The organism is Enterobacter sp. PL_is379, from assembly GCF_055817355.1.
In genome coordinates, this window is record NZ_JBVPGT010000026.1 from 195,511 (window position 1) to 207,536 (window position 12,026).

13 protein-coding genes and 1 other RNA gene are annotated in these 12,026 nt (G+C 57.3%); 9 read left to right on the forward strand and 5 right to left on the reverse strand.

Features of this window, described 5'->3' with window-relative positions:
* A complete protein-coding gene (locus AC0TOY_RS08885; RefSeq protein ID WP_024906834.1) occupies nt 1-312 on the reverse strand; it encodes an MGMT family protein in 312 nt (103 codons plus the stop codon).
* Nucleotides 313-482: 170 nt separating this feature from the next.
* On the opposite strand from AC0TOY_RS08885, the gene ffs reads away from it, so the two are divergent.
* From ffs to AC0TOY_RS08900, 3 genes are all read left to right on the forward strand, one after another.
* Nucleotides 483-579: signal recognition particle sRNA small type (ffs, locus tag AC0TOY_RS08890), an RNA gene on the forward strand.
* 261 nt (nt 580-840) lie between these two features.
* Nucleotides 841-1,092 carry a hypothetical protein gene (locus AC0TOY_RS08895; RefSeq protein ID WP_023310587.1) on the forward strand — a complete coding sequence of 84 codons (252 nt, stop codon included), beginning with the start codon at nt 841-843 and terminating at the stop codon, nt 1,090-1,092.
* Nucleotides 1,089-1,304: a hypothetical protein gene (locus tag AC0TOY_RS08900; protein WP_008503298.1), complete on the forward strand. Its 216-nt coding sequence runs from the start codon at nt 1,089-1,091 to the stop codon at nt 1,302-1,304. The genes AC0TOY_RS08895 and AC0TOY_RS08900 overlap by 4 nt, the downstream gene beginning before the upstream one ends.
* Before the next feature lie 83 nt (nt 1,305-1,387).
* Here the strand turns inward: AC0TOY_RS08900 and yczR are convergent, their stop codons facing one another.
* The gene (yczR, locus tag AC0TOY_RS08905; RefSeq protein WP_473721730.1) at nt 1,388-2,809 is read right to left on the reverse strand and encodes a MocR-like transcription factor YczR; all 1,422 of its coding nucleotides are present in this window, start codon (nt 2,807-2,809) and stop codon (nt 1,388-1,390) included.
* Between the two features lie 86 nt (nt 2,810-2,895).
* Between yczR and yczE the strand changes: the two genes are divergently transcribed.
* The 3 genes from yczE (at nt 2,896) to AC0TOY_RS08920 (ending at nt 7,848) form a co-directional block, all read left to right on the forward strand.
* The gene (gene yczE, locus AC0TOY_RS08910) at nt 2,896-3,507 is read left to right on the forward strand and encodes a membrane protein YczE (protein WP_032646175.1); all 612 of its coding nucleotides are present in this window, start codon (nt 2,896-2,898) and stop codon (nt 3,505-3,507) included.
* A gap of 78 nt (nt 3,508-3,585) precedes the next feature.
* Nucleotides 3,586-4,656, forward strand: a complete 1,071-nt coding sequence (locus AC0TOY_RS08915; protein ID WP_473721731.1) for a LacI family DNA-binding transcriptional regulator — start codon at nt 3,586-3,588, stop codon at nt 4,654-4,656.
* Between the two features lie 102 nt (nt 4,657-4,758).
* Nucleotides 4,759-7,848: a beta-galactosidase gene (locus AC0TOY_RS08920; RefSeq protein WP_473721732.1), complete on the forward strand. Its 3,090-nt coding sequence runs from the start codon at nt 4,759-4,761 to the stop codon at nt 7,846-7,848.
* A gap of 38 nt (nt 7,849-7,886) precedes the next feature.
* Here AC0TOY_RS08920 and AC0TOY_RS08925 read toward each other — a convergent pair whose 3' ends face one another.
* Complete coding sequence (locus AC0TOY_RS08925; RefSeq protein WP_061715862.1) at nt 7,887-8,702, reverse strand: nickel/cobalt efflux protein RcnA; 816 nt, start codon at nt 8,700-8,702, stop codon at nt 7,887-7,889.
* 133 nt (nt 8,703-8,835) lie between these two features.
* On the opposite strand from AC0TOY_RS08925, the gene AC0TOY_RS08930 reads away from it, so the two are divergent.
* A complete protein-coding gene (locus AC0TOY_RS08930) occupies nt 8,836-9,108 on the forward strand; it encodes a metal/formaldehyde-sensitive transcriptional repressor (RefSeq protein ID WP_024906840.1) in 273 nt (90 codons plus the stop codon).
* On the opposite strand, the gene AC0TOY_RS08935 is transcribed toward AC0TOY_RS08930, so the two are convergent.
* On the reverse strand, nt 9,101-10,666 hold the full coding sequence (locus AC0TOY_RS08935; RefSeq protein WP_473721733.1) for an EAL domain-containing protein: 1,566 nt from the start codon (nt 10,664-10,666) through the stop codon (nt 9,101-9,103). The genes AC0TOY_RS08930 and AC0TOY_RS08935 overlap by 8 nt on opposite strands.
* Nucleotides 10,667-10,885: 219 nt before the next feature.
* Here AC0TOY_RS08935 and AC0TOY_RS08940 point away from each other — a divergent pair, with 219 nt between their 5' ends.
* Both AC0TOY_RS08940 and ykgO read left to right on the forward strand, forming a co-directional pair.
* Nucleotides 10,886-11,146 carry a type B 50S ribosomal protein L31 gene (locus AC0TOY_RS08940; protein ID WP_006176933.1) on the forward strand — a complete coding sequence of 87 codons (261 nt, stop codon included), beginning with the start codon at nt 10,886-10,888 and terminating at the stop codon, nt 11,144-11,146.
* A 2-nt stretch (nt 11,147-11,148) separates the two neighbouring features.
* Entirely contained in the window at nt 11,149-11,289 is a 141-nt protein-coding gene (ykgO, locus tag AC0TOY_RS08945) for a type B 50S ribosomal protein L36 (RefSeq protein WP_003859006.1), read from the forward strand.
* Here the strand turns inward: ykgO and AC0TOY_RS08950 are convergent.
* A complete protein-coding gene (locus AC0TOY_RS08950) occupies nt 11,286-11,996 on the reverse strand; it encodes a GNAT family N-acetyltransferase (protein WP_208763566.1) in 711 nt (236 codons plus the stop codon). The two genes, ykgO and AC0TOY_RS08950, sit on opposite strands and share 4 nt — an antisense overlap.
* Nucleotides 11,997-12,026 lie beyond the last annotated feature (30 nt).

The window sequence follows — 12,026 nt, forward strand, 5'->3', positions numbered from 1 at the left end:
TCAATATTCCCAGCGAAATTTCTGCAAATCGATCTGACCCGACCCTGACACCTGCACCCCCTCTGAAAGTAACGCCTGACGCTGACGCTGGAGATCCGGCCCGGTGAGTGAGATGACGCCATGACGATTCACCACCCGATGCCAGGGCAACGTACTGCCTTCCGGCAGCCGTTTCAGGACGCCTCCAACCTGTCGCGCCGCGCGCGGTGAACCGGCCAGGCGTGCGACATCACCATAGGTGGTGACATAGCCTTCCGGGATTGAGGCCACGATTTGCCATACGCGCTGTGGAAAGGAGTCGTGTTCGTCCATACCTTCACCTGTGGGGAGTTTCTGGAAAGCTATGGTAAACCAGGATCTTCATGATTGCTGCGCCTGTTTGCGCAAGAAACCAGCATCCGGTTCCTGGCGGCTTGCAATTGGGCCCTCGCACAGGGATAATGCGCCAGCGCGTTGGTTATCAACGCTCTCAATGGGGGCTCTGTTGGTTCTCCCGCAACGCTACTCTGTTCACCAGGTCAGGTCCGGAAGGAAGCAGCCAGGGCAGACGACGTGTGTGCCGGGATGTAGCTGGCAGGGCCCCCACCCATTTCTGCCCTCATAAGATCTTCCTGCTTCACCTCTCCCTTTAAACCGCTATCCCGCAATAATATTATGCCTATATTGTGTAATATATATTTCATCCCGCTGAAATATTATTGTCATAAACCTGTAATAATAGACTGTCATTTTATAATTGGATGGTTATTTTCTTCCATAACTCAAAAAAATATATATCTGGATAAGATTGTTAACTTCGTGTATTAAATAAAGTACTTATTCCGAAGGGAAGTGACAAACATGGCTACAGCGGTATTAAACGTTAAGATTGATGATGCGCTGAAAGAAAGACTTCGCCACTATGCGGAAGTGAATAACGAGAATTTAAGCGTGACGACAGAGAAACTGCTGCTGCTGGCGTTCGAAGCAGTAGAAGAGGCGGGAGTATCGGAAGAGGATATTGATAATCAGCACACGGAAGAAGAGAGTGTTTCTCCTTTTACTCCTAAAGAAATCAAAGCTCTACGCAAACTTCTGAAGAAGAGAAAATGAAACAACAACTGTCAACTGCCAGTGACTACAAAGAGGCCTGCGATCTGTTGCGTTCAGGCTACGTGAAGCATGTACGTCTTGGCTGGAATGTCGGAAGTGATGAGTTCTTTCGTATTGCGTCTGACTGGTGTGATACCGGCGCAAAAATAAAGAAAGACGGTGAAAACTTCGTTATTTCACTGAAGGGTTTTCCTATTCCTGCTCAGCATTAACTCCTGACTAGTGAAAACTGCTGACTGTATCCGTGACAGTCAGCAGTTTTTATTTTTTATGATCTGCTTCAAAATTTTTAATATTAGATCACGCTGCGTTTTAACGATGGCACGTTTTTATTCAGGGCGAGCCATAGCGGTTTGATCCTCAGCAACGCCTGTTCAAGCTCTGTCGATTCGAGCGAGAAGGGCATCCGTAAATAGCGATCAAATGCGCCAGATAAACCAAACCGCGTACCGGTTCCCAGATTGATCCCCAGAATCTCAGCCCGCGCGGCAAGCTGTGTCGCCAGCATGCCTGGCAGCTCAATCCAGTAAGAGAGCCCGCCTTCCGCTTCATGGAATTTCCAGTCCGGGAAATGTTCGCGCAACAGTTCACCGCATCGATCGCGTCGTTCCGCCAGCATCTTCCGGCGCGCGGGCAGAAACGTCTCGCTGTTGTTAATGAGCCACAGCATCGCCAGCTGTTCCAGCAGCGGCGAGCCTAAATCCAGAGTATCCCGCGTCTGGGCAAGCGTGGCGATCGTGCGCGAGGAGGCGCGGATCCAGCCAAGGCGCAGCCCTCCCCAGAAGCTTTTTCCGGCAGAACCTAAGGTGATGACGGTGGCCTGCGGGTTAAAAGCGGCCAGCGGTGGCGGGGGAGGCGCGTCAAACCAGAGATCCACCATCGTTTCATCCACCACCAGCGCCGTGCGGGTTTGGGCAGCAATATCCGTGATGGCCCGACGGGTCGCGATATCCATACAGCGCCCGGTGGGGTTATGAAAATCTGGCATCAGATACGCCAGGCGAGGCGCCGTCTGGGCAAGCGTTGCCGCGAAGCCATCCGTATCCCAGCCGGTTTCCGGCAGCGACACCCCCACGGGCCGACACTGCGCACCCTGAATGGCGGCAATCGCCAGCGGATAGGTGGGGTGATCGACCACGACGCGATCCCCCGGCCCGGTCATCATCCGCAGCACCAGCGCAAAGCCGCTGACGGCGCCATTGACCACCATCACTTCGTCTGCGCGGGTGGGAAGACCCCGCGCGGTATAGCGCGCAGCGATGGCCTCCCGCAGCGTGGGCTGCCCAAGCTGATCGTAGCCCGTCAGCGAGAGATGCTGCGTAATGGCCGTGAGCGCATGGGCATAAGCCTGATGGATCTCCGGCCCGGCATTGAGGGCAGCAGTGGAAAGATCCAGTGCGGCACTTGCCGCTGAAAGGGTGGGAACGGCGCGCGTATCCGGGAGGAGCACGCGTGACCCGCTGCCGTGGCGGCTTTCAAGATAACCCTCCTCGCGCAGATGGGCGAGGGCGCTGCTGATGGTGGTCCGGCTCACGTCCAACGCGGAGGCCAGCTCACGCTCGCCCGGTAGCCGTGTATTCAGCGCCAGACGTCCATCAAGGATTAACAGACGCAGCGCGTCGGCCAGCTGTCGCCAGAGCGGGGTACGGGATGAGGCTTGCTGCCAGTGGCCTAAAAGGCGTACCAGAGACTGGCTTCCGAAGCGACGTGATGACATATGCAGTCCACTATTTGAAAACTGGACATTAATCATAGTGCCATTTTAGGTCAGGATGAAAGCCTGGTTCACTGGAGAAGATAAAAATGGTACGTCGTCTGCTACAACTCTATGTCGGTTTAGGACTGTATGGCCTTTCCACCGCAATGTTTATTCGTTCCGATTTGGGTGTCGATCCCTGGGATGTTTTTCACCTTGGGGTGGGGATGCAGCTGGGGATGACGATCGGGACGGTGATCATTGTGACCGGCGCTGCGGTGCTGCTGCTGTGGATCCCCCTGCGCCAGATGCCGGGCCTGGGCACCATCAGCAACGTGATTTGTATCGGTCTGGCGGCGGACGCCAGCATGGCGCTTATTCCGGAACTGGATTCGTTACCGGTTCGCATCGCTTTCCTGGTGTCGGGTATCGTGATGAACGCGATTGCGACCAGCATGTATATTGGCGCAGGTTTTGGTCCTGGCCCACGCGACGGCCTGATGACCGGCATTCATGCCCGGCTGGGGTGGTCCATTCGCAGCGTGCGCACCTCCATTGAGGTGTCCGTCCTGCTGATTGGGTGCGTGCTTGGCGGCACGTTTGGGGTGGGAACCGTACTGTATGCCCTGACCATTGGCCCACTTATCCAGCTCTGTCTGCCCTGGTTCCGCCAGAAGCCGCGCGTTGCTGAAATCGTGCAGCCGGAGCGGGTTGTCTAATTTTGCGAAGCGCTCACATGTTTTAACGGCGTCGCTGTGCCACAATAATGGGCCACGACTCACGCGATGCCACAATGCATGAAAGCGATCACTCTCTATGATGTCGCCCTCCTTGCGGGGGTTTCTTATCAGACCGTCTCTCGCGTCATTAACGACGCGGAGCATGTCTCTGCCCGCACGCGGGAAAAGGTGCAGCAGGCGATGGCGGAGCTGCACTACGTTCCTAACCTGCGGGCACAGCAGCTGGCGGGTAAACGCACCCGCACGCTGGGACTCATCACCACCGATCTGGCCCTGCATGCGCCCTCGCAAATCGTGTCGGCGGTAAAATCCCGCGCAGCGGAACAGGGGGCGAGTGTCCTTATGTCCATGGTGGAGCAGCCGCAGCAGTGTCAGGCCGCGCTTCAGGCGCTGCTGGCACAGCGGGTGGAGGCGCTGCTGGTAAATGTGCCGCTCGACGATCCTGACGCCGAGGCGCTCAGGGCGCTGGCGTCGCCTGTTCCGGTGCTGTTCCTCGATGTATCCCCCTCAGCGCAGGTACACAGCCTCGTGTTTGACGCAGAGCAGGGGGCGCATCTGGGCGTTGAGCATCTGCTTTCTCTGGGACATCAGCGCATTGCACTGCTGAGCGGACCGGAGAGCTCGGTCTCTGCACGGGCGCGTCTGGCAGGATGGAAAGCGGCTCTGGCCCGCGCGGGGCTTGAAGCCGCTGCGGTGGCCTGCGGTGACTGGAGCGCGGCCAGCGGTTATGAGAAAGGGCATGTGCTGCTGTCAGGTAGCGCATTGCCGGATGCCATTCTGGTGGCGAACGATCAAATGGCGCTCGGGGTGATGCGCGCCTGCGCGGAAAAAGGGGTAGCGGTTCCGGGCCAGATATCGGTGGTTGGGTTCGACGATACGGCTGACAGCGCCTGGTTTTCTCCGCCGCTGACGACCATTCGCCAGGCGTTTCGCGAGGCGGGCGAGCGCAGCGTGGAGTGGCTGCTGGCCCCCACCGAAGGCGAGACGTGCTGGCAGGTTCAACTGCCGGTAACGCTGGTTACCCGTCATTCCACCGCGCGCCGCGCGACGCAGCAGGCCGAACGCGAGGATCTGGCGCAGCAGCTCAGAAGTCTGGCACTCCTGGCCGAGCAGCTTGCCCGCAAATAAAACTTTGTGATCGGACTCGCTACCCTGCGATTGGGCGCTTTACCGTCGCAGAGTGCCAGGGCATGTTAACCAAAATTGTGAGCGCTTCGCAAAGAGGTTGATATGTCTCATACATCTTCGCTGACCCTCAGCGACATCCTGGCCCGTCGGGACTGGGAAAACCCCGGCGTTACCCAGTGGAACCGTCTGGCCGCACACGCGCCGTTGCACAGCTGGCGTAATGAATCTTCTGCCAGAGATGACGCTGGTTCCCTCAGCAGGCGCTCCCTCAACGGGATCTGGCGGTTTAGCTACTTTTCAGCGCCGGAGCAGGTTCCTAAGGCATGGGTAACAGAAGATTGCGCGGATGCCATTGCGATGCCCGTGCCGTCTAACTGGCAGATGCAGGGGTTCGACACGCCCATCTATACCAATGTCACCTACCCGATCCCCGTCAACCCGCCTTTTGTGCCGCAGGAAAACCCGACCGGTTGTTACTCGCTCACATTCGATGTGGATGACGCCTGGCTGCAGAGCGGGCAAACCCGAATTATTTTTGATGGCGTGAACTCGGCGTTCCATCTGTGGTGCAACGGGCAGTGGATAGGCTATTCCCAGGACAGTCGATTGCCCGCCGAATTTGACCTCTCGGCGGCATTACGCCCCGGGCAGAACCGCCTGGCGGTCATGGTCTTGCGCTGGTGCGACGGCAGCTATCTGGAAGATCAGGACATGTGGCGCATGAGCGGCATTTTCCGCGATGTTTCCTTGCTGCATAAGCCGGAGACGCACATTGCGGATTATCATGTGGTCACCGATCTGAATGCGGAGCTGGACCGCGCGACGCTGAAAGTCGAGGTTTCGCTGACAGGCGCTGACTACGCGGAGTGCGACGTGGCGATAACGCTATGGCGCAACGGTGAACGCTGTGGCGGCACCACCCAACGGTCAGGCTCTGCCATTGTGGATGAACGCGGCAACTGGGCCGAGCGGTTAACGGCGGCGATCCCGGTTACAGCCCCCGCGTTATGGAGTGCGGAAACCCCGGAACTCTATCGCCTGACGATTGTGCTTTTGGATGCGCAGGGCAGCGTGCTGGAGACGGAAGCGTGCGATGTCGGCTTCCGCCGGGTTGACATCAGCAACGGCCTGCTGAAGCTCAACGGAAAACCGCTGCTGATCCGCGGGGTTAACCGGCACGAGCATCATCCGGAAAACGGCCAGGTGATGGACGAAGCGACGATGCGTCGCGATATCGAGATCATGAAGCAGCACAACTTCAACGCCGTGCGCTGCTCGCACTACCCGAACCATCCGCTGTGGTACCGGCTTTGCGATCGCTATGGGCTGTACGTTGTTGACGAAGCCAACATCGAAACCCACGGCATGGTGCCGATGAGCCGCCTCGCTGACGATCCGCGCTGGCTGCCTGCTATGAGCGAGCGCGTGACCCGTATGGTGCAGCGCGATCGTAATCATCCCTCAATTATCATCTGGTCGCTGGGCAATGAGTCCGGGCACGGTGCAAACCACGACGCGCTGTATCGCTGGATGAAATCCACGGATCCGACGCGTCCGGTGCAGTATGAAGGCGGCGGCGCGAACACGGCGGCGACGGATATTGTCTGTCCGATGTATGCCCGGGTCGATCAGGATCAGCCCTTCCCGGCAGTGCCTAAATGGTCAATCAAAAAATGGATCGGCATGCCGGATGAAACGCGTCCGCTGATCCTCTGCGAATACGCCCACGCGATGGGGAACAGCTTCGGCGGGTTCGCGAAATACTGGCAGGCGTTTCGCAGCCACCCTCGGTTGCAGGGGGGATTTGTCTGGGACTGGGTCGATCAGGCTCTGACGAAGAAAGATGAAGAGGGCAATACGTTCTGGGCATACGGCGGGGATTTTGGCGATAAGCCGAACGATCGACAGTTCTGTCTTAACGGGCTGGTGTTCCCCGATCGCACGCCGCACCCGGCGCTGTACGAGGCGCAGCGCGCCCAGCAGTTCTTTACCTTTACGCGGGTTAGCACCTCTCCGCTGGTGATTGAGGTGCAAAGCGGCTACCTGTTCCGCCACACCGATAACGAAGTGCTGAGCTGGACTGTTGCCCGGGACGGGGAGGTGCTGGCTTCGGGCGAGGTGACGCTGGCGATAGCCCCTGGAGGCGCTCAGCGTCTGGAGATCGCTCTGCCAGAATTGAAAGCCGAGCCGGGGGAAGTCTGGCTGAATGTTGAAGTACGCCAGCCGCGGGCAACGCCGTGGTCACCGGCAGACCACCGCTGCGCGTGGGATCAGTGGCCGCTTCCCGCTCCACTCTTTATTGCTCCGCCAGTCCCGGCGGGCGAGCCTCCGGTGTTAACGCAAAGCGATCGCATCCTGGAGATCGCGCATGGTCAACAGCGCTGGCAGTTCGATCGCGCATCCGGAAACCTGACCCAATGGTGGCGAAATGGCGTTGAAACGCTGCTTTCACCTCTGACGGATAACGTCAGCCGTGCGCCGCTGGACAACGACATTGGCGTGAGTGAAGCGACGCAGATCGATCCGAATGCCTGGGTTGAACGCTGGAAAGCGGCGGGCATGTACGATCTCACTTTACGCGTTTTGCGCTGTGAGGCAGAGCAGCATGCGGGCGAAGTCGTGGTCACCACCCTCCACATCGGGGAGTATCATGGCAAAACGCTGTTCCTGAGCCGTAAAGTCTGGCGGGTGGACGATCGGGGCGATCTGCACGGCGATATTCAGGTCGATATGGCGTCTGATATTCCGGAACCTGCACGGATTGGCCTGAGCGTTCATCTCGCCGAAACGCCGGAAAATGTTTCCTGGCTGGGGCTGGGGCCGCATGAAAACTACCCGGACAGAAAGCTGGCGGCGCAGCAGGGGCGCTGGACATTACCCCTGGCGGAGATGCACACGCCGTATATCTTCCCGACGGAAAATGGTTTGCGCTGCGATACCCGTGAACTTGTGCTGGGAACGCATCAGCTGAATGGCAGGTTCCATTTCTCGGTGAGCCGCTACAGCCAGCAGCAGCTGCGGGAGACAACCCATCACCATTTGCTGCGGGAAGAGCCGGGGTGCTGGCTCAACCTCGATGCGTTCCATATGGGCGTGGGCGGCGACGATTCCTGGAGCCCCAGCGTTTCACCGGAATTCATTCTGCAGAAACGCCAGCTTCGCTACACCTTTAGCTGGCAGCAAAATCCTTAACTGACCAGGAGAGGCGGCCACAGGGCGTGGCCGCACGCTTACCTCAGAATGCCGCTCAGACCGTGCAGGCTCATATAAATCCCTACCGCGGTAATCAGCGCTGCGGAGATCCACGGCGCTTTACGGGAAAATTCGCTAAATCCGGGCCAGCGTTTTGTCGCATGTTTGAGGCTTAAGGCGGCAATCGCGCCGGAAGCGACCAGCGTTAGCGCCAGACCAATACTGAAGCTGAATACCAGCGTTGCGCCGAGGGCAAAATGCTTCAGCTGCAGGCAGATCAGCAAAACGGTGATGGAGGCCGGGCAGGGGATAAGCCCGCCGGTCAGGCCGAACATGACGATCTGTCCGGTGGTGACGTTTTGACCGCTGAAGCGGCGGTTAATATCCTGCGCGTGCGCGCGCTGGTGGGCATCCTGCCACTCCTCTTCAACCAGCGGGTGTTCGTGGTGGTGATGATCATGATGATGGTCATGGTGGTGATGATCGTGATGGTGATGGTGATGATCGTGTGGCTGGCTCTCTTTCCAGGTTCGCCACGCCATCCACAGGGCGATCGCAACGATCAACACCCCGGAGATCAGCTGGAACCAGGGTTCGGACGTATGCGCATCCCAGCCCCGACCAAACCATAATCCCGCCATAGCAACGAGCCAAACCACCGCCGTATGGGAGAGCGTGGCCGCCAGGCCTAGCAGTACCGCCTGTTTCAGCGTGCCGCGGATGGCCACGATAAAAGCGGCCATCATGGTCTTTGAGTGGCCCGGTTCCAGGCCATGCAGCGCGCCAAGCAGGATAGCGCTGGGAACAAACAGCCAGGCATTACCCTGCTGCAGGAGTGAAGCAAAATCGGTCATGGGGGATTCCGGCGTGGAAAATGTCTGCAAATACTACTCCCCCCCAGTAGTCTAATACTACCCCCCAGTAGAAAAATACTCAGGGGGAGTAGAGCGTGTTATGCTTTAAAAGCCAAAAATAAGGGATAGAGAGATGTCACATACCGTTCGCGACAAGAAAATGTTACTGACTCGGCTGAAGAAAATTCAGGGGCAGAGCAACGCCCTGGAGAAAATGCTGAACAGCGATCACGAATGCGCCGAGGTGTTACAGCAGCTGGCGGCGATCCGCGGGGCGGTCAACGGCATGATGATGCAGGTGATCGAAGGGCATTTAACCGATCATGTGGTGAAAGAACCTGAAGAAGCGCAGCGTGAAGCCGATCTTGGCGTGGTGCTGCAGGTGATCAAATCCTATCTTAAGTAGCGTGCGTGCCGAGGTTATTCTCTGCCCAAAGGATAAATTCCATTTTCGGCAGCGCTTTGCTGTAGTACCAGCCCTGTCCGTACTGCACGCCGTGCTGGTGCAGCCAGGCGAGCTGCCCGGCGGTCTCGACGCCTTCCGCAACCATCGCCAGCTGCAGCGACTTCGCCATTTCAATAATGTGCGGCGTCACGTTTTTGTACTCCAGCGCATCCACGAACGATTTATCAATTTTTAGCGTGTCGACATCCAGATCCTGCAGATAGCTCAGGCTGGAATAGCCCGTACCAAAATCATCTATATAGACAGGGTGCCCCGAACGACGGAATGCGGCGATAGCCGGCGCGCTGATTTTTGGATCGGCAAAGCCGCGCTCGGTGACCTCAAGGGCGATTTGGCTCGGGTGGACCTTCCATTTGTTCAGCAAGTGACTCAGCAGCGGCGGCAGCGTGCCGGAGATTAAATCGGCGGGCGCGAGGTTGATGGAGATATGCTGATCGGGGTGAAGGTGCAGCCAGTTGCCCATATCCTCGAACACTTTTTCGATAACGAGCTGCGTCAGCTGGGAGATAAGCCCGGTTTGCTCGGCAAGAGGAATAAAAATATCAGGCGAGAGGCTGCTTCCGTCCGGCTGCGGCCAGCGCGTCAGCGCTTCTGCGCCGACAATTTTTCCGCTACACAGCGCCACGATGGGCTGATAGTGAACCACAAAATCGCGGCTGTTAATGGCGTCAAGCAGGCGGTTGCGCGGCGACTGAATGCGACGCAGTATCCGCAGGACAAAGAGCGCGGCAAGCAGGCTTATCAGGACGCCGAAGGGGAGCCATAAAAGCAGCTGCCGGTGCCAGGTTTCCGCCAGCGGTTTGAGCGTAGCCCATGCGACAACGGTAAATCCCAGTTCAGGTACAGGCTTCATAACGTACATTGAACCGTCGTACTGTATGCTGGTCATCTCCTGACCTTTGATCATGTCACGGATATGCGGATCGAGTGTATTGCTGCTGGCGAAGATACGGTGTGTTGTGCTTCCAACAAGGGCTGCATCAATCGCTATCTCGCCGAAAGGGATGACATCCACCAGTGAGGCCGGATCGACCAGGACAAGGTAATGACCTTGCCCCAGCACCGCCATGTAGCGATGAAACCCAAGATCGTTTTGCGTGGTCAGCCATGCGCTGTAACCGTCTTCGGTAATGCGCATCGGCGGGGGGAAAGGGGCGGCATGGCTGGTTTGCTCAAGAGAGGAGCAGAGCGGCCTGAGGTTGTCGATATAAATCACTTCCTGAACGTATCGCCACGAGAAAGCGACCCGTCGCATCTCCCTTAACTGCAACGGGCTGCACGGCACGCCCTCAAAGGCCTGCAGATGATTAAGCGCTTCTTTCGCCTGATCCACGACCTTGTCGGTGCGTATCAGCACGCGTGAGGCATAGTTTTCCAGCGCATCGACAAATTTATCTTCCGCCTGGCGATGGGCCAGCCAGATGCTCAGGCAAATGGGGACCAGCACGGAAAAGATGAGTACGCCAGTCACCAGACTGACCAGATGTCGGGTTTTCATGCTGTCGTGTCCTTCCTCGTATACCCGTTCCTGAGCACTGAGTTCCCTGCCTGAAGAGAAAGATTTTACCGCGAAATGATATAGTTATAGCACGTGGCTGGCCTGGTTTTCATTTTATCTCAGGTAAACCAGAAAATATCGTCAGAAGGAAGGGGTTGTTTTTAGAACCTGTCCTGGATATTATTTTGTTATGTTATAACAAAACATAAAGGATTGACGATGAAACCCAATATCCATCCAGCCTATCGCACCGTGGTCTTCCACGACACCAGCGCGAATGAATACTTCAAGGTTGGCTCAACCATTAAGACCGACCGCGAAATTGAACTCGACGGTGAAACATATCCGTATATCACCATCGAGGTTTCTTCAAAATCGCACCCGTTTTATACCGGTAAGCAGAAAACGTTCTCCACGGACGGTAGCGCAGCGCGCTTCCGCAAGCGTTTTGGCGGCTTTCTCAATGCGAAGCGGGGCTAACCATGCAGGTACTTAACTCATTACGCAGTGCAAAGCAGCGTCACCCGGATTGCCAGATAGTCAAACGCAAGGGACGCTTGTACGTGATTTGCAAATCCAATCCGCGCTTTAAGGCGGTTCAGGGACGTAAAAAAAGACGCTAGACGCGCGTTTCTCGCCAGCTTTCCAGGGATCTTTTCTGTTTGCCATCGGCAGTAAAATTGTCGGTGGCAAGCCAGCGTTCAAAGGCGTTCGCCAGCGTCGGCCACTCTTTATCGAGAATCGAAAACCAGTCGGTATCCCGGTTGTGGCCTTTTATCACCAGCGCCTGGCGAAAGCGCCCCTCAAACTGAAAACCCAGGCGCAGGGCGGCCTTGCGGGAAGGTTCGTTCAGGCTATTGCACTTCCACTCATAACGCCGGTAGCCCAGGGTATCGAACACATACCGCATCAGCAGATATTGCGCCTCTGTCGACATGGGCGTGCGGCTTAACAGGGGAGAGAAGTGAACGTGCCCCACTTCCACGACCCCGTTTTTAGGATCGATCCGCATCAGGGACAGCGTTCCAACGGGGGACTGAGTCCGGTTATCCATCACGGTAAAGTGGATGGGATCGGATAACTCACTTACGCTCGCCACCCATTCGGCAAACTCCTCTGCGGTGGCATCGGGTTCACGCAGTAGCCACGTCCAGCTGCGGGTATCTTCGGCCAGGGAATACGCAGAGAACAGCGCCTGGGCATGCCCCACGCGCAGCGGCTCAAGCCGACAATAGTGACCCTGAAGGACCACCCGGGACGGGTGCTGACGGGGTTGCCAGTCGGTAAGCGCTTCGCCCACCGGCTGTCCGAACTGATTGAATGTCTTCATCTTAATTTCCGTGACGTTGAAAAGAACTTC

Excerpts from the sequence above, each read along its gene's own strand:
- AC0TOY_RS08925 (WP_061715862.1), bottom strand. The coding sequence starts at position 8,702 with ATGACCGATTTTGCTTCACTCCTGCAGCAGGGTAATGCCTGGCTGTTT.
- AC0TOY_RS08885 (WP_024906834.1), bottom strand. The coding sequence starts at position 312 with ATGGACGAACACGACTCCTTTCCACAGCGCGTATGGCAAATCGTGGCC.
- yczE (WP_032646175.1), top strand. The coding sequence starts at position 2,896 with ATGGTACGTCGTCTGCTACAACTCTATGTCGGTTTAGGACTGTATGGC.
- AC0TOY_RS08940 (WP_006176933.1), top strand. The coding sequence starts at position 10,886 with ATGAAACCCAATATCCATCCAGCCTATCGCACCGTGGTCTTCCACGAC.
- AC0TOY_RS08950 (WP_208763566.1), bottom strand. The coding sequence starts at position 11,996 with ATGAAGACATTCAATCAGTTCGGACAGCCGGTGGGCGAAGCGCTTACC.
- AC0TOY_RS08915 (WP_473721731.1), top strand. The coding sequence starts at position 3,586 with ATGAAAGCGATCACTCTCTATGATGTCGCCCTCCTTGCGGGGGTTTCT.
- AC0TOY_RS08920 (WP_473721732.1), top strand. The coding sequence starts at position 4,759 with ATGTCTCATACATCTTCGCTGACCCTCAGCGACATCCTGGCCCGTCGG.
- AC0TOY_RS08895 (WP_023310587.1), top strand. The coding sequence starts at position 841 with ATGGCTACAGCGGTATTAAACGTTAAGATTGATGATGCGCTGAAAGAA.
- ykgO (WP_003859006.1), top strand. The coding sequence starts at position 11,149 with ATGCAGGTACTTAACTCATTACGCAGTGCAAAGCAGCGTCACCCGGAT.
- AC0TOY_RS08935 (WP_473721733.1), bottom strand. The coding sequence starts at position 10,666 with ATGAAAACCCGACATCTGGTCAGTCTGGTGACTGGCGTACTCATCTTT.
- yczR (WP_473721730.1), bottom strand. The coding sequence starts at position 2,809 with ATGTCATCACGTCGCTTCGGAAGCCAGTCTCTGGTACGCCTTTTAGGC.
- AC0TOY_RS08930 (WP_024906840.1), top strand. The coding sequence starts at position 8,836 with ATGTCACATACCGTTCGCGACAAGAAAATGTTACTGACTCGGCTGAAG.
- AC0TOY_RS08900 (WP_008503298.1), top strand. The coding sequence starts at position 1,089 with ATGAAACAACAACTGTCAACTGCCAGTGACTACAAAGAGGCCTGCGAT.